Source organism: Pseudomonas sp. Leaf15, from assembly GCF_001421425.1.
Classification (GTDB): Bacteria; Pseudomonadota; Gammaproteobacteria; order Pseudomonadales; family Pseudomonadaceae; genus Aquipseudomonas; species Aquipseudomonas salomonii.
On record NZ_LMKI01000022.1, the window covers coordinates 1 to 15,564 of the forward strand.

Below are 15,564 nucleotides of genomic sequence, written 5' to 3' on the forward strand. Positions count from 1 at the left end.
CCGCGTATCCATCTGCGAAAAGCTGGCCCAGTGCCGAACACACCGCGCCGCCTTACCCGCCCGTTCCCATTCCCAAAAGAAGCTCGCCCCACCGGCCAGCCCGCGTTCAAGAATGACGTGCTGCTCGTCGTACCGATAAACCTCGCTTTCACCTACAGCATTGGTCGCAGAAACCAGTCGGCCAAGTTCGTCATAGGCGTAGGAAACAACCTTCTGCTCGGTGACCCATTCAAACGGCTCATGCCCTTTGGCCCGATGAACCTGATAGTCCACCGCCACAATGCGGCCAAATTCATAACGCAGAAACAGCGAGCGGCCTACGCCATTGTCCAGCCGTTCAACCCGCCCCAAACGATCGCGGAAAACTCGCAGTCGGTTGTCATACGCATCGCTGATGGCTGTCAGCACACCGTCGCGAAAGTGATAAAACCGCGACGCCTGAGCCAGCACCAACTCATCGGGCAAGTCACCCAAATAGATCGCCGCTTCAGCCAAGCTATTGGTAATCGCCGGTCGAGCAGCGGTAGGCAACGGAAACTCGGTACGGCGATTTTCATGATCCGTCCACACCACCGAATCACCCGAAACCACCAACCGCTGAGCCAGCGAATGGCTCCAGCCAAACCCCAACCCGCAATCCACTTCCACCGCACTGGTGCGATACAACCGCGTCCACTCAAACGGCAAAATCCCGTCCAGCGCGCCATCGGTGAGGGTCAGCAATTCCTCGCCGGTAACCATCGACACCGGGCAACCATTGGTAACGGTGTTGTTCGCCGCAGCCGCCGCATCGCCATTCAGGTTCTTGCCCGAAGCCGGCACATCATCCACAGGTTCCTGGCGCACCNAATTCCTCGCCGGTAACCATCGACACCGGGCAACCATTGGTAACGGTGTTGTTCGCCGCAGCCGCCGCATCGCCATTCAGGTTCTTGCCCGAAGCCGGCACGTCATCAACACGCTCTTTCTGCTTCAGTACCGCGTTCTGCCGCGCCCGCCAGCGCATTTGCAGCGTGCCTTGCTTCAACCCGCCAACCACGCCGCGAACCGCCACCGCCTTGTAGCGATCCACCGCCTGCATGAATTTGGTCAGCATCCCGAGCAGGGTCCTGACAAAACCCACAGCGGCATCCAAAATCCGCGCGCCATACTTGGCCAGCCGCAAGCCGAGATAAGCCACGCCCGCCGCTGGCAACGCGATGGTCAGTACTGCGCCGATCACCAGATCAATCAGCAGCGACACTACAAACCCTGCCGCCGTTTCCGCGATTTCGCCGGGTGGCAGTGCGTCCAGCCAGAGCATCGCGGTGCGCAGCATCAGGTACAGCGCGGCCTCGTCGCTGGCCAGTAACATGGCCTGTTCCATGACCCTGGGCGCATCGGTGGCCAACTGCGCCAACCTGGCGGCCTCGGCGCCGAGTTGCTCAGCAAATTTCAGCGGATCTTCAAGAATCGCCTGCACCTGCTTGATGCTGTCCCACACGTCGCGGATTGCTGCCCAACTGCCCGCCAGTACGCCGCTGCCAATCGCGCTGGCGGTCGATTGCTGCCAATAGGGTTTGAAATCCTTCCACTGCTCGCGCAGCCAGTGCTCCAGGTCGGCCGTCAGCCCTGCGTAAGAGGCAAACAGCGCGTCCACTTGCTGCGCAGAAACGCCGCCCTGTACCCGCACCTGATAGCGCCCGCCAGCGGCGCAAAAATGCGAGCCCTTGCCGTGCTCATCGAGCATGACAAGCGTGGAACTGCCGTCATCCAGCCCGACAACCTCAACGGGGATATTGCCGATCGGCACCTCATACACCGATTCGAACAGGCTCTGGATTTTCAGCTCGCCGCCCGCCGGGCACTGGGCCACGGTGGAAAAGCCCATGTCAGTCATACTCACGGACTGCTGCGCATCGCCAACCCGCAGCACGCGGTCCATCCCCAGCAGCGACGGCATGTCCGCCGCATGGCTGAGCGTATCCAACGCCCGCGCATACCAGGCGCCCATCTGCTGGCGATACTCTGCCAGGCTCTGATGAAAGCCATTGAGCTCATGTTCAATAAAGGCGATGTGGGCGGCGTTGGTCATCCGTGACGTCTCGGCAAAAAGGGCAAGGCGTCGGAGTCTGCTGCAGGAAAAAGCCGCTGGACGAATGGTTGGAAAAATCAGAATGGGATGACGCGGGACGGGTAAAAACCGCGAAAAACTATCCCGAAGGACTACGCGAAAAAGCGACCCGGCTCATTGCAATAAAGTCATGCAAATAAAAATGACTCTCATCCTTGCCCGATTTGGCGACATGGCCGTCATGGTTAATAGAACCTCCATTACGCAGGATTTCCCATGTCGCGCCTTGCTCGTCCCTTGCACCCACTGGCCCTGTCAGTGGCGATGGCTTTTGCCGCTGTGCCGTTGTTCGTCGTCCAGCCATCCTTTGCCGAAGAAACCGGCAGCACGTTGCGCCGGTTCTCGATTCCCGCCGGAGACTTGAGCCAATCCCTCAATAGCCTTGCCGAGCAGGCCGGGCTGGTACTGGCGTTTGATGCAGGCTTGACGCGCGGCAAGCACAGCAACGGTGTGAGCGGGCAATACGACACCGACGTGGCACTCGCGCAATTGCTCGCGGGCAGTGGCTTGCAGGCCATCAAGATTTCCGCCGACCGTTACCGCCTCGAAGCGATCCCGGACGATGGCGGCGCCATGCAGTTGCAGGCCACCACCATCAGCGGCGCCTACCAGAGCGAAAGCCCGACCGGGCCGGTGGCGGGTTATGTCGCCACCCGCAGCCTGTCGGGCACCAAGACCGATACCGCGCTGATCGAGACGCCGCAGTCGATTTCGGTGGTCACCAAGGACCAGATGCGTGCGCAAAACGCCGAAAGCCTCAACCAGATCCTGCGCTACAGCGCTGCCGTGGTGCCGGAGACCCGTGGGGCCACGGCGTCGCGTCTTGATCAGTTGACCATTCGTGGTTTCGCCCCGGCTACCTACCTCGATGGCTTGCGCATGCCGTCAAGCCGGGATGCCTTGCCACAGAAAGACGCCTTTGACCTGGAGCGCGTCGAAGTGCTGCGCGGCCCGGCCTCTGTGTTGTACGGGCAGGGCACGCCGAGCGGGGTGATCAACATGGTCACCAAACGCCCGCTGGACACGCCGTTTCATGAGGTCGGCGTGGAATACGGCACCTTCAACAAGAAGCGCACCACCTTCGATCTGAGCGGCCCGATTGACGATCAGGGTGTGTATGCCTACCGCGTCGCGGGGTTGTTCGATGACGCCGATGGCCAGGTCGAACACACCGAAACCCGCCGCCAGTCGCTGTCCAGTGCCTTCACCTGGCGCCCGGACGATGCCACCTCGCTGACCTTGCTCGGGCATTTCCAGAAAGACCCGAAAGGCGCGTCCTATGGCTCGGTGCCGGCCTGGGGCTCGGTGCTGCGCAGCCCTACAGGACGCAAGATCAATGTGGACTTCTATGACGGTGAAAAGAACTTCGAAAAAAGCGACCGCGAGCATTACTCCCTCGGCTATGCCTTCGAACATCACTTCAACGACGTTTGGACGGTGCGTCAAAATGCTCGTTACCTGCGCGCCGAGGGTGTCTATCGCAGCATCTATAACAGCTACCTGATGGGCGACTACCGCACCTCCAAGCGCTCGACCATCGCTGCCGATGTGGACATGGATGCCTACACCCTCGATAACCAGGTGCAGGCCAAATTCGACACCGGGCCGTTGCAGCACACGCTGTTGATGGGGCTCGATTACCAGAACACTCGCACCGACACCAAGACCGGCTATGGCAGTGGCCCGGACCTGGATATCTTCGATCCGGTCTACGGCGCGCCGGTCACCACGCCCGCGTTCATCACCGACGCCACCGCGCGCAGCGAGCAGACCGGTGTTTACCTGCAAGAGCAAATGAAGTGGGACCAATGGGTGCTGTTGCTCGGCGGCCGCTATGACTGGGCCAGCACCGACAGCGCCACCAAAACCATCAGCTCCGGCGCCAAGAGCAAGTCGTCGCTGGACAGCAAGGCGTTTACCGGACGGGTCGGCCTGGTCTACCTGTTCGATAACGGCCTGGCGCCGTATGCCAGCTATGCGGAGTCGTTCAACCCGCAATCGGGCACGGGTTACGGCGGTTCGGTGTTCAAACCCACCGAAGGCAAACAGTATGAAATCGGCATCAAGTACCAGCCGCCGGGCAGCAACAGCTTTATCACCGCAGCGATTTTCGACCTGCGCCAATCCAACGTGCCGACCATGGACCCGGACCCAACCCACCTGTGCGGCAGTGGCCGCTGCCAGATCCAGGACGGCGAACAACAGTCCCGTGGCTTTGAACTGGAAGGCAAGGCCAGCCTCAACGACAACCTGGACATTACCGCGGCTTATGCCTACCTGGACAACCGCGCGAGCAAATCCAACAGCACGGTTCGCTACGCGCCGATCAGCGATGTCGGCACCGGGTCGGCAATTCCCGTAGAGGGCACCAGCACCTACGGCGTGCCACGCCATACGGCTTCGGCGTGGGCCGACTACACCTTCCACGACGGCCGGCTCAAGGGCTTTGGCGTGGGCGCCGGCGCGCGGTATGTGGGGTCGTCCTGGGGCGATACTGCCAACACCCTGAAAGTGCCGGGCTATACCTTGATGGATGCGGCGCTGCACTATGACATCCCGAATATCGCCAACCCCAAGGACAACCTGCGCCTGGCGCTGAACGCCACCAACCTGGCGAACAAGGAATACGTGGCCTCGTGCTACTCCTATTCGTGGTGCTGGTATGGCTCGCAGCGTACCGTGCAGGCGAGCGCCACCTACCAGTGGTAGTAATTGCCGATAAGGCAATTTAATGGCCCCCTTGTAACAAAATCCCCGCCAAAATCACTTTTATTTTCAGGTGGTTAGGTGGGGATGCAAATGCGCACTGTTGGAATGATGCTGATCGCCTGTTCCCTGGCTGGCGGCGCGGCGAGCGTGCAGGCACGGGAGTTGCGCGAGGGCGACAAGTACATGTGCAGTTGGGGCGCCGGCACCGCCGCCAGGGCTCAGGAACTCAAGCTGTCGGGTGTGTCGCTGTATGCCGCGCGACAGAAGATCCAGACCATCAAGTTCAACAAGTCGTGGATGCGCATGATGGCCATGGGCATTACCGAGCAGACCTACGACAGCCGCTCACGGCTCAAGCCCGAAGTCATCCGCAAGAGTTTTTACCAGGACTGCCTGCGCTACAAAGTGGCGCGTAAATGATCGCTGCGCCGTTTCAGCGTGACAGCGGCGAACCGGCGTCCTCCTGGAAAAACGCTCGGGCAATTTCGATAAAACGCCGATTGGCCTGCGACAGGTACTCATTGGCGCGCCAGCACAGGTTGAAGTGCATGAACTGCGCGGGCTCGAATGAAACACCCACGAGTCCCGCTTCCTGGATTTGAACCGAACGCAAGAGGGTGGACGCGCCCATGCCGTTGCGCGTGGCGGCGATCACCAGCGGCACGAAGTTGCTTTCCAGCGCAATGCTGAATTGCACGCAGGCGTTGCTGCAAAAAGTATCCAGCAGGTGGCGTTGCAGGAACGTGTTGTCGAACACCAGCATGGCCTGGTCCTGCAAGCGTTCTGCCGGGATTGAGGCGCACCCGGCCAATGCATGCTCCTGGTTCATGCACAGCACCATCTCATCACTGCCGAGCCATTCCGATTGCCACTGCGGATTGACCCGCCGTGACTCCAGCAGCGCCACGTCAATGTTGCGTGTGGCCAGGCGTTCGCTGATGTCATCGGCACTGCCTTCCACCACATGCATGGCAATCCCGGGATAGCGGGCGCGAAACTGCATCAGCAATTCGGGAATGTGCCGGATGCCGTACATGGGCGGCACGCCGACGCGGATTTCGCCGCTGTGCAATTGGTCCAGGTCCTGCAGTTCGCGGCGGGCGCCGGCAAGCCCCTGCAAACATTTTTCGGCGTGGGCCAGAAACAGTTGGCCTTCGGCCGTGACACTGATCTGGCGCGTGGCCCGGTTGAACAGCGCCACCCCCAGCTCATCTTCCAGGCGACTGACTGCCATGCTCAGGGCCGGCTGTGCTACGTGCAAGGTCTGCGCGGCTTTAGTGAAACTGCCTTGACGAGCAATTTCTACGCAGTACTCCAGCGCTTTGAGATTCATAAGGCTCACATAACAAAGAATGATAAGAGGCTTCACAAATGGATATTTTTTGTGATGAGCGCAAGTCTATAACCTGTCGGCATTCTTCTCCATGTCGGATTTCATCATGCCCCGTGACCCTCGTTTTTACTGGCCTGCAACGCTGATCGTCGGTGCCTTGGGCGGCAGTCTTGCCCACTGGGCGGGGTGGCCTTTGCCTTGGGTGATAGGTTCCTTGCTGGCAGTCCTGCTGACACGTTGTGGCGGCGGCCTGGTACCGCAAATACCTCATGGGCGCAAAGCCGGGCAGTTGATTGTGGCGGTGGCCATCGGTTGCCATTTCACCTTGCCCGTCATGCAGGAAGTGGCGGCCCACTTTGGGTTGATCGGCATGGCTGTCCTGCTGACGCTGGTGCTGGCATTGTGCTCGGTACTGGTTTTGCATCGGTGGGGCGTACCGCTGCCAACCGCATTTTTTGCCTTGATGCCTGCCAATTCCACCGAGATGGTGCACCTGGGCCAGCAGCGCCAGGCCGACACCAGTTTCATTGCCGCCGCCCACAGCCTGCGGTTGTTGCTCATCCTGCTGGCAGTGCCTGCGGTTGCAAACTATGGCCTGGCACACAGCGTTGCGCGCACGCCATTGCCGGTGGTCTGGCCGTGGCTGATTTTCCTCCTGGCCATGGGCTTGCTGGCGGCGTTGGCGTTCAAGCGTTGCAACCTGCCCAATCCCTGGACGTTTGGGCCGTTGCTGATCTGTGCGGTCGGTGTGGGTTGCAACAATCTGTCGATGAGCATGCCCATGTGGCTCAGTGGCTGCGGGCAACTGTTGATAGGGTGTGCGCTGGGCGCCACGTTCGACCGCGGCTTTTTGCGCCGCGCACCCGGTTTTCTGTTGAAGGTGATGTTACTGCTGGCGGGCTCGGTGATTGCTACCGCACTGGCCGCATGGGGCCTGGGTGCCGGGTTGGGTTTCTCGTGGTTGTCGCTGGCGCTGGGCATGATGCCCGGTAGCGCGCCGGAAATGAGCTTGACCGCCGAGGCGCTTGGGCTGGCAGTGACATTGGTGACGGCGATGCAGATTATCCGCATGTTACTGATCCAGGCCGCATGCCTGCCGCTGTATCGCTTGCTTGATCGAGCGTTGCGGGCACAAACACCGGCCAGTGCAAAATCTGCGTAAACCTGTCCAACTTTGCCCCGGTGCTGCTGGCCATACTGGCGCCAGGTAAACCAAGAGGCACAGACCATGACTGATTACGTATTCCCCCCCGCGCCAACACCATCCCTGGCGGTACAGGGCAGCGACGCACGTTTCCCGCTGCGTCGCGTGTTCTGCGTGGGCCGCAACTACAGTGAACACGCCCGCGAAATGGGGCATGACCCGGATCGCGAACCGCCATTTTTCTTTATGAAACCTGCGGATGCTGTAGTACCGGCCGAAGGCGTGATCTCCTACCCGCCGCTGACTGCCGACTTGCACCATGAGGTGGAACTGGTGGTGGCCATCGGCAAGGGTGGGGTGGATATCAGCCCTGAAGACGCTTTGTCTCACGTTTGGGGGTATGGCGTTGGCATCGACTTGACCCGTCGCGACCTGCAGGCCGAGGCGAAAAAACTCGCGCGCCCGTGGGAGTGGGGCAAGTCGTTCGATGAGTCGGCGCCCAGCACCGCCTTGCAACCGGCGAGCGTCATCGGGCACCCGGCCAGCGGCAAGATCTGGCTCAAGGTCAATGGTGAGCAGCGCCAGGTCGGCGACCTGGCTGACCTGATCTGGTCGGTGAGCGAAATCATCAGCTACGCCTCAACATCCGTGGCGCTCAAGGCCGGTGACCTGATCTTTACCGGCACCCCAGCGGGCGTCGGCGCGTTGCAGCGTGGGGACGTGGTGACCGCCGGCATCGACGGCATCGGCGAGTTGAGTTTCACCCTCAGCCAGGGTTGAGGCTAAAGTGGTGCCCAGGCCATTCGAGAGACCGTTATGCCAGGCACCCGCGTCACCACCTATGGCATGGAACAACGCAGCGACCGCCCCGATTTTTATATCCGCGACAAACGCGGGCGGGCGGCGCTGACCAGCCCGCATCGACATGAATACTTCCAGATCCAGATCAACCTGGGCGGCGACACCGTGCAACATATCGGCGGCGCGGTACGCCCTTTTCCGCACAAAGCCCTGGCGTTTATCCTGCCCCATCGCCTGCATGTGATTCCCCACCCGCAAGACGGCGAGTTCATACTGATCAACTTCAGCCAGGCGTTCTTCCTGCCGCAATTGACTTGCGATCCGCTGGACCTGGAAGACATCCCCATCAGCCAGGCGCCGGAGCTGTCACCGTTTCGTTTTCAGGAGCACCTGGACTTCATCCTTGACGACGCGGACTTTGAGCAAGTGCACACCTGGCTCGGCCATATGCGCACGCTGGACGCCCAGCGCACCTTCGGCGCCCGTGAGCGCTTGAAAGGCTACTTGTTCCAACTGGTCGGGTTGGTTTGCCAGCAGTACGCCGAACCCTTGCAGGCGTTTGCCGCCAATAACGCCACCCGGCGCGGACGCAAAGACGCCCTGGCACGGGTGCACGGCTACATTCGCGAGCATCTGCACGAGCCGGGCCTCACTCTTACTGACGCGGCGGCCGCTGCCTTCCTGTCACCCAACTACCTCACCCATTTGCTGCGCAAAGAAACCGGCAAACCCTTCTCCCAGTGGGTGCTCGACCGCCGCATGCAATTGGCGCGCACCTTATTGCTCAACACGGCGCAGATGATCGGTGCCGTTGCCCTGCGTTGCGGGTTTACCGACGAGGCGTACTTCTCCCGCTGTTTTCGCAAGGCCCATGGCCTGGCGCCAGGGCAGTTTCGGCGACAACAACAGACAAAACCCCTGTAGTCGAACGCCTTCTCTTACAAATCCACGACAATCTATGTGTTTCTATTTACATACAATTGCGTGCATCCCCGGAGGAGGCATCTATGCAAACCCTTATTCGGCTGGCGACGCTGGCGGATATCGACACGTTGTTCGCCATTCGCACCGCCGTGGTGCAGAACCACTTGAGCCGTGAGCAGATGGCGGATCTGGGCATTACCCCACAGGTGCTGGCCGACAGCATCCGTGAAGCGCCGTGCGTGTGGCTGGCAGAAGTGGCGGGCGAGCCGGCTGCTTTTTCGATGGTCAATTTTGACAGCGGTGAGGTATTTGCGATATTCGTACTGCCCGCCCATGAAGGCCGGGGCCTGGGCCGCCAACTGATGGCGGTGGCTGAAGCCGCGCTGTTTGAGCACCACTCGACGCTGTACCTGATCACCGACGGGCGCGATGAGATCCGCGCCAACGGGTTCTATCAACGGCTGGGCTGGACGCAGGTGGGTCGGGTCGAGGGCGACGATGTGCGGTATGAAAAGAGCAGGGCACCTTAACTCATGAACCCGGCAGAATCCCCGTCCTCCAACGGCCTTCGCTATGCGGCGATGGGGGTTGTGTGCGCGGCGGTGCTGCTGGGCGTCTTGTTTATGCGTTTCAATGCTCAGGTCGACCTGGAACGGCAAGAGGCCGCCGAACGCTTGGTGCTGTGCCAACATCTTGAAAGTGTGGCCCGTGCCACTTCGACGTCCGGTCTGGAATTGCTTGAAGCCTGTAAGCAACTCAAAAAGCGATACAGCGAGAGTGTCGCGCCGTTATGATTAATAACCCCATTTGAATAATGGATATATAGCCACGAAGTGATCAGGGTTATACCGGCTTATTGCACCAAAAAGTGGCACTTGTTTGCTTGGCTACCTTAAAAATCATGTGGTTATTGAATGACTTACGCGGCTTTTAATCCGACGAAAGGGATAAAATAATCTTGTTACAGGTTTTTACAGTCGTTACTATAGCCGGGCGTTCACCTCCCACGGTTTATGCATTTTTAAATCCCAAGTTTCCATCAGCTACTTGGGATTTTTTTTGCCCGCAATTTGACCTCGCGTCACACTTGGCTGTCGGCAAACTCTGCGCGCATGCGTCCATTGCGTTTGGCCTGATACAGCAACTTGTCGACCGACTCGACGAACGCCAGCAGGTCGCTGTTGGGCGTCACGGTATGCGTGCCCACCCCCAGGCTCAGGCTCAGCAAGTTGGACACCGGCGAAACGGCGTGTTCGATCTGCTGCTGGCAAATCAAGTGCAGGCAGCGTTGCGCCACTTGCCGGGCTGAGGCTGCGTCGGTTTCGGGCAGCAACCACACAAATTCCTCGCCGCCGATACGCGCAATAAAATCCCGCGGGCGGTTAGCCGCCAACGACAAGGTGCGCGCCACCTGGCGCAAGGCTTCATCGCCCTTGATATGGCCATAGTGGTCGTTGTACTGCTTGAAAAAATCGATATCCAGAATGATCAACGACAGCGGCAACTGGCTGCGCAGCGCACTGGACCATTCGCGCTCGAGCACGGTGTCGAACATGCGGCGGTTGGCGATGCCGGTCAGGCCGTCCTGGAAGGAGTATTCCTCCAGTTGTTTTTGCAGGCGAATCAAGTGCTCTTCGGTCTTCTTGCGCTCGCTGATATCGAACATAAAGCCGATCAAGGCTTGGACTTCGTCGCCCTTGCGCACCACGTGCACCACATCGCGGATCCACACATAGTCGCCGTTGACCGTCAGTGCGCGGTAGTCGGCCTCGTGGTCCACGCCGGCGCGTGATTGCGACACGCAAAAGTTCACCACGTATTCACGGTCGTCCGGGTGCATGCGTTCGACCCAGTCATCCACGCTCACCCAGCTTTGCGGGCTCCAGCCCAGCAGCGCTTCGATCTGCGGGCCGATGTAGCTGAACGTCATGCTCTGCCAATCGATGCGCCACGGGATGGCGTTGGTCGACTCCAGCAGGGTTTTGTACACGTCGCTGTCGGGCTGGCTCGGAGGAACGATGCTCATGGCGGTCGGCTCGGGATGATGGCGAAAAGCCAAGAGCGTCTTTTGATACAGATCGTGAGTCAAGCCCTTGCCAAAGCGGCAGACGAGAGGTCGTGTGCTGGGTTTCTGGCGCCAGGGCACCAGCGTTTACAGGGCGAAATGCGGCACAGGTATCACTTTTGAATTAATTGTTCGGTAGCAGGCAAAACCTTACCTATGCTGGTTGCATCACACCCACAGGGTCGAACCCAGGGACGGGGGCTCAGCATGATTGCGATCAATGAACTCACTAAGATCATGGCCTCAGGCTTCCTGCCGCTGGCTTGTGATTGCAGCCTTAACAGCGACGGTTCACTGCGCATCAGCGTGTTCGAGCCGGCGTCGGGTCGCGTCGATCTGCTGCTGACCCGGGTCTCGCCCCAAGGCCTGGACAGCATCCGTTCCATCTCAAACCTTATCGGCGAACTGCGCACCGAGATCAAGGCCGGGCGCCGTGGTTTTGCGGCGGTAGGCTAGCTGTTCACGCTGCTGGCTGAGGTGTCGACTGCGCCGTAGTAGCGCCAGCAGCAATGCCGGTGTTCGGGCAGGATCACGCAGCCGCTCAGGCTGACAATCAGCAGGGCGGCAACCAGCATAGAAAGTCGACGGGTCATGATATTTCCTCATTGTGTGTTCTGCGTTACGTCTTGAACGCAACCACCGGCGCAAATCCGTCGCGATACTTTCAAACATTTCATCCAGCGTCTTCATCCTCTGGGCAATACTTCCAGCGTCGAGAAAAAACTTGGGTTTCTCGCGACGGATTTCCCTGTGCCCAGCGTTCAACCCATCAGATGCGAACATTTTCGTCCGCCGTATGAAGGAGTTGCCATGAACCCACTGGCCAAACTGCGCTACGCCTTGCTGGTCCCGCTGGCCTTCGCCGCGCTTGTCAGCACCCCGACCTTTGCCCAGACCGAAGTGATCATCCGCCAGGCCCCACCGGCGGAGCGCGTCGAAGTGATCCCGGCTGAACGCCCGGGTTTCGTCTGGGACCGTGGCCACTGGCAATGGGAACATGGGGCCTATGCCTGGATGCCGGGCCACTGGCAGGAAGTGGTGCGTAACGCACGCTGGGAGCCTGGGCACTGGGAATCCCGTGGCCCCAACTGGTACTGGCGCGAAGGGCACTGGATCCGCTGAAACCTCTTAGCCCCCGGACCGAGTATTACCTGATTGAAAGACACTGATCCGGACGTTGAGCTACTGGCACGTATCGGCAACAACGAACCTGCGGCCGTCAACGAAATGGTGGCGCGCAAGCTGCCGCGCCTGCTTGCGCTCGCCGGTCGGCTGCTGGGGGATGCCGACGAAGCCAAGGACGTGGCCCAGGAAAGCTTCCTGCGCATCTGGCGCCAGGCGGCCAACTGGCGCCCCGGCGAAGCGCGTTTTGACACCTGGCTGCACCGCGTGGCGCTCAACCTGTGCCATGACCGCTTGCGCCGGCGCAAGGCGCGCCCGTTGAATGAGGACGAGGCACTGGAACTGGCGGACAGCGCACCCTCGCCGGATGAACAATTGGAAACGGCGGACCGCAGCGCCAGGATGGCCGCCGCCCTGGCGAGCTTGCCCGAGCGCCAGCGTGAAGCCATTGTGCTGCAGTACTACCAGGAGCTGTCGAACATCGACGCCGCGGCCCTGATGAACATCAGCGTCGAGGCACTGGAGAGCCTGCTGTCGCGGGCCCGACGCCAGTTGCGCAGTCAACTAGCCGACACACCCGGGCTCGCCCGCCCAGGAAGGGGAAAACCATGACACCTGAACGCTTTGCGCACTTGGCTGACGCCTACGGCGCCAGCCTGCATCGCTGGCCCAGCGCCGAACAAGCCGCTGCCCAGGCACTGCTCGACAGCGGCAACCCTCAAGCCCGCGAGGCATTGCGCGAGGTCGGTTGGCTCGATGCCCAGTTGGATTGCCATCAGCTTGTGTTCAACGAACCGACCCTTGCGCGACAGATTCGCGAGTCTGCGCCGAAACGGCCGTCGTTCTGGTCGCGCTATGCCAACTGGCTGTCGCCCGCCGGGTTGGTGGGCGTGGGCATTGCAGGCATCGCGGCCGGAGTCCTGGTGGCGTCACTGAGTGTGCCGTTGCCGATGCTGTCATCCGAGGTGCTGCCCAGCGTCTTCGATCAGGGCGACGCCGATGTCGTCTTCACCGTCAACGCCGAGGAAACCGAGCAATGACCCCAACATCCCTTAAACCCTGGTTGGTCTTTTCGGTACTGCTCAACGTGTTTTTGATCGGCGGTGTGGGCGGCGGCCTCTATCACTGGATGGCCACTGCCAAGCCCGCCGAAGCGGTGGTCAACCAGCACGGTCTGCGCCAGGCGATGATCAAGTTGCCGATGGAGCGGCGCAAGGAATTGCGTCAGTTGCTGCGCCACAACCGCGCCGACAGCCAGCCGCTGATCATGGCCGGTCGCGAAGCACGCCTGGGGGTGATCAAGCAGCTCGAAGCGCCGACGCTGGATCGTGAGGCACTGGTGACTGAACTGGCCAAGGCCCGCGAGGCGGATGTGGCGTTGCGGGCGTTGGTGGACGCGACGCTGGCGCAGTTCGCGAGCAATTTGCCCCAGGATGAGCGGCAGAAACTGGTCGAAGCGCTGTACCAGCGCGGGCAGGCCAAGAACCGTGAGAAGCTGCCGCAGGTGGCCGGGGCCAGGCCGCGTTCTTGAACGGTTGCTCACATCCAGCTGATGCCATGCAATCCAATTGTGGGAGTTTGCAACACCGGTTAACACGAAGTCTGTGGCAAGTCGGCTGTTGTGGCGAGCAGGCTTGCCCTGCGTTGGGCTGCGAAGCGGCCCCAGTAAAGACAATGCAATTTTCCTGAACGTACTCAGCGCCTGGGTTCGGGGCTGCTTCGCAGCCCAGCGCAGGGCAAGCCTGCTCGCCACAGGGAAATCTGGATGTCTTCAAGTTGTACAGGGTGATATTTGCAGGGCAGAGGTGGGGCGGGATTTGCAGCCGCTGCCGCGTTCGTCAAATCCTTTGTCGAACGGCAGAGCAGGGAATCAGAGGCGGCGCACGAAGGACTTGACGATGTGCCGGGTGGCGTCAGTGGTGTCTAGCTCGTCGATGGCGCCATAGGCGTGCCACCGGCAGTCAATGATCTCGTTGCGGGGGCGCGCCTCGCTGATGTTGACCACCGAGGCCTCGAACACGTGATGCACGGTGTCGCGGGCCTTCAGCTCCTGCAAGTACAACAAACCATCCACATTCAAACCGGTTTCTTCTTCCGGCTCGCGTGCGGCGGCGCCGACCGGGCGCTCGTTACGCTCGACCTTGCCGCCCGGCAACGCCCATTTGGAGCGGGCCTTGCGCACGAAGAGAATATGCCCCTCGTGTTCACAAATAACGGTTGCACGTATTTTCAATGTCTACACCTGCCTGGCTCAGTGACTGTCATGAAAGTGTAATGCAATTGTCATGCTGATTGAGGCTGGCATGCACCAGCGGTGATGTGGATACTGCCCCCTTGATGAAAACGGACGAGGACAACTGATGAATACCGTACGTTGGGGCATGATTGGCTGTGGCAGCGTCACTGAACTCAAGAGTGGACCCGCCTTCTACAAAGCGCCAGGTTCGGCGCTGATGGCCGTGATGGGGCGCCGTGAAGAAGCGGTGCGTGAGTATGCGGCACGCCACGGCATTGCCCGCTTCTATACCGACGCCCAGGCCTTGATCGACGACCCCGAGGTTGACGCGGTGTACATCGCCACACCGCCCGACAGCCACCTCGAATACAGCTTGATGGTGGCGGCAGCCGGCAAGCATTGCTGCGTCGAAAAGCCCATGTCGCTGAATGCCGAGCAGAGTGCCTTGATGCAGCGCACCTTCGAGCGTGCGGGGCTGCATCTGTTTATTTCCTATTACCGCCGTTCGTTGCCGCGCTTCCAGCAAATACGCGACTGGCTGCAGGCCGGGCGCATCGGCGAGTTGCGTCAGGTGACCTGGAGCTTGTGCAAGCCGCCGGCCGCCGCCGATGCCAGCGCTGCCAACTGGCGCACCGACCCGACCATTGCCGGTGGCGGCTACTTTGCCGACCTGGCCAGCCATGGGTTTGATTTGTTCCAGTACCTGGCCGGCGATATCGTCGAGGTCACCGGGTTTACCGCACGACAGGCCGGCAATTACGCGGCGGAAGATGCGGTAACAGCCTGCTGGACGTTCGCAAACGGCGCACTGGGCATGGGCTGCTGGAACTTTGTCGCAGACCGGCGCGAAGACCGCGTGGAATTGATCGGCAGCCGTGGCCGCATCACCTTTGCCGTGTTTGAAGACCAGCCGTTACGCCTGGAAGGTGAGGTGGATGAGGTGCTGGAAATAGCCTGCCATGAACATATCCAGTGGCATCACGTACTGGCCATGAATGCGCATATTCGTGGCGAAGCCGAACATCCTTCACTGGCGATCGAGGCGCTGAAGACCGACCGGATCCTGGATAAGGTATTACAACGAAACCCCAATTTGCCCGGTTAATCGCGATATACC

Annotated in this window: 18 protein-coding genes; 13 read left to right on the plus strand and 5 right to left on the minus strand. The window is 60.5% G+C overall.

What is annotated here, in order from left to right; genetic code table 11:
- Positions 1–847: RHS repeat domain-containing protein (locus ASE80_RS16070; RefSeq protein ID WP_162238852.1), on the minus strand; the 847-nt coding region annotated here is incomplete at both ends.
- Positions 848–2,329: 1,482 nt separating this feature from the next.
- Here ASE80_RS16070 and ASE80_RS16080 point away from each other — a divergent pair.
- Both ASE80_RS16080 and ASE80_RS16085 read left to right on the plus strand, forming a co-directional pair.
- Positions 2,330–4,822: a TonB-dependent siderophore receptor gene (locus ASE80_RS16080; RefSeq protein WP_056859787.1), complete on the plus strand. Its 2,493-nt coding sequence runs from the start codon at positions 2,330–2,332 to the stop codon at positions 4,820–4,822.
- A 90-nt stretch (positions 4,823–4,912) separates the two neighbouring features.
- Positions 4,913–5,242: a hypothetical protein gene (locus ASE80_RS16085; RefSeq protein WP_056859834.1), complete on the plus strand. Its 330-nt coding sequence runs from the start codon at positions 4,913–4,915 to the stop codon at positions 5,240–5,242.
- Between the two features lie 13 nt (positions 5,243–5,255).
- Here ASE80_RS16085 and ASE80_RS16090 read toward each other — a convergent pair whose 3' ends face one another.
- Complete coding sequence (locus ASE80_RS16090; protein WP_056859788.1) at positions 5,256–6,155, minus strand: LysR family transcriptional regulator; 900 nt, start codon at positions 6,153–6,155, stop codon at positions 5,256–5,258.
- A gap of 106 nt (positions 6,156–6,261) precedes the next feature.
- Here ASE80_RS16090 and ASE80_RS16095 point away from each other — a divergent pair, with 106 nt between their 5' ends.
- From ASE80_RS16095 to ASE80_RS16115, 5 genes are all read left to right on the plus strand, one after another.
- On the plus strand, positions 6,262–7,317 hold the full coding sequence (locus tag ASE80_RS16095; RefSeq protein ID WP_056859835.1) for an AbrB family transcriptional regulator: 1,056 nt from the start codon (positions 6,262–6,264) through the stop codon (positions 7,315–7,317).
- Between the two features lie 66 nt (positions 7,318–7,383).
- Positions 7,384–8,079 carry a fumarylacetoacetate hydrolase family protein gene (locus ASE80_RS16100; RefSeq protein WP_056859789.1) on the plus strand — a complete coding sequence of 232 codons (696 nt, stop codon included), beginning with the start codon at positions 7,384–7,386 and terminating at the stop codon, positions 8,077–8,079.
- Positions 8,080–8,115: 36 nt separating this feature from the next.
- Positions 8,116–9,024 carry a helix-turn-helix transcriptional regulator gene (locus ASE80_RS16105; protein WP_056859790.1) on the plus strand — a complete coding sequence of 303 codons (909 nt, stop codon included), beginning with the start codon at positions 8,116–8,118 and terminating at the stop codon, positions 9,022–9,024.
- 83 nt (positions 9,025–9,107) lie between these two features.
- Entirely contained in the window at positions 9,108–9,554 is a 447-nt protein-coding gene (locus ASE80_RS16110) for a GNAT family N-acetyltransferase (protein ID WP_056859791.1), read from the plus strand.
- 3 nt (positions 9,555–9,557) lie between these two features.
- The gene (locus ASE80_RS16115) at positions 9,558–9,818 is read left to right on the plus strand and encodes a hypothetical protein (RefSeq protein WP_056859792.1); all 261 of its coding nucleotides are present in this window, start codon (positions 9,558–9,560) and stop codon (positions 9,816–9,818) included.
- A 287-nt stretch (positions 9,819–10,105) separates the two neighbouring features.
- On the opposite strand, the gene ASE80_RS16120 is transcribed toward ASE80_RS16115, so the two are convergent.
- Positions 10,106–11,050, minus strand: coding sequence for a sensor domain-containing diguanylate cyclase (locus tag ASE80_RS16120; RefSeq protein WP_056859793.1), 945 nt, complete (start codon positions 11,048–11,050; stop codon positions 10,106–10,108).
- 246 nt (positions 11,051–11,296) lie between these two features.
- Between ASE80_RS16120 and ASE80_RS16125 the strand changes: the two genes are divergently transcribed.
- On the plus strand, positions 11,297–11,545 hold the full coding sequence (locus ASE80_RS16125) for a DUF1652 domain-containing protein (RefSeq protein ID WP_056859794.1): 249 nt from the start codon (positions 11,297–11,299) through the stop codon (positions 11,543–11,545).
- On the opposite strand, the gene ASE80_RS31125 is transcribed toward ASE80_RS16125, so the two are convergent.
- Positions 11,542–11,682 (minus strand): hypothetical protein, encoded by a 141-nt coding sequence (locus ASE80_RS31125; protein WP_164488400.1) that lies wholly within the window; start codon positions 11,680–11,682, stop codon positions 11,542–11,544. The two genes, ASE80_RS16125 and ASE80_RS31125, sit on opposite strands and share 4 nt — an antisense overlap.
- A gap of 217 nt (positions 11,683–11,899) precedes the next feature.
- Between ASE80_RS31125 and ASE80_RS16130 the strand changes: the two genes are divergently transcribed.
- From ASE80_RS16130 to ASE80_RS16145, 4 genes are read left to right on the plus strand one after another with little or no spacing between them, the layout of a single operon-like run.
- On the plus strand, positions 11,900–12,211 hold the full coding sequence (locus tag ASE80_RS16130; RefSeq protein ID WP_056859795.1) for a YXWGXW repeat-containing protein: 312 nt from the start codon (positions 11,900–11,902) through the stop codon (positions 12,209–12,211).
- Between the two features lie 33 nt (positions 12,212–12,244).
- Positions 12,245–12,823 (plus strand): RNA polymerase sigma factor, encoded by a 579-nt coding sequence (locus ASE80_RS16135; RefSeq protein ID WP_056859796.1) that lies wholly within the window; start codon positions 12,245–12,247, stop codon positions 12,821–12,823.
- Positions 12,820–13,251, plus strand: a complete 432-nt coding sequence (locus ASE80_RS16140; RefSeq protein ID WP_056859797.1) for a hypothetical protein — start codon at positions 12,820–12,822, stop codon at positions 13,249–13,251. Before ASE80_RS16135 ends, ASE80_RS16140 begins: the two co-directional genes overlap by 4 nt.
- Complete coding sequence (locus tag ASE80_RS16145) at positions 13,248–13,742, plus strand: periplasmic heavy metal sensor (protein ID WP_056859798.1); 495 nt, start codon at positions 13,248–13,250, stop codon at positions 13,740–13,742. The genes ASE80_RS16140 and ASE80_RS16145 overlap by 4 nt, the downstream gene beginning before the upstream one ends.
- A 339-nt stretch (positions 13,743–14,081) precedes the next feature.
- Here ASE80_RS16145 and ASE80_RS16150 read toward each other — a convergent pair whose 3' ends face one another.
- The gene (locus ASE80_RS16150) at positions 14,082–14,444 is read right to left on the minus strand and encodes an NUDIX hydrolase (RefSeq protein WP_056859799.1); all 363 of its coding nucleotides are present in this window, start codon (positions 14,442–14,444) and stop codon (positions 14,082–14,084) included.
- A gap of 127 nt (positions 14,445–14,571) precedes the next feature.
- On the opposite strand from ASE80_RS16150, the gene ASE80_RS16155 reads away from it, so the two are divergent.
- Positions 14,572–15,552, plus strand: coding sequence for a Gfo/Idh/MocA family protein (locus ASE80_RS16155; RefSeq protein WP_056859800.1), 981 nt, complete (start codon positions 14,572–14,574; stop codon positions 15,550–15,552).
- Positions 15,553–15,564: the final 12 nt, after the last annotated feature.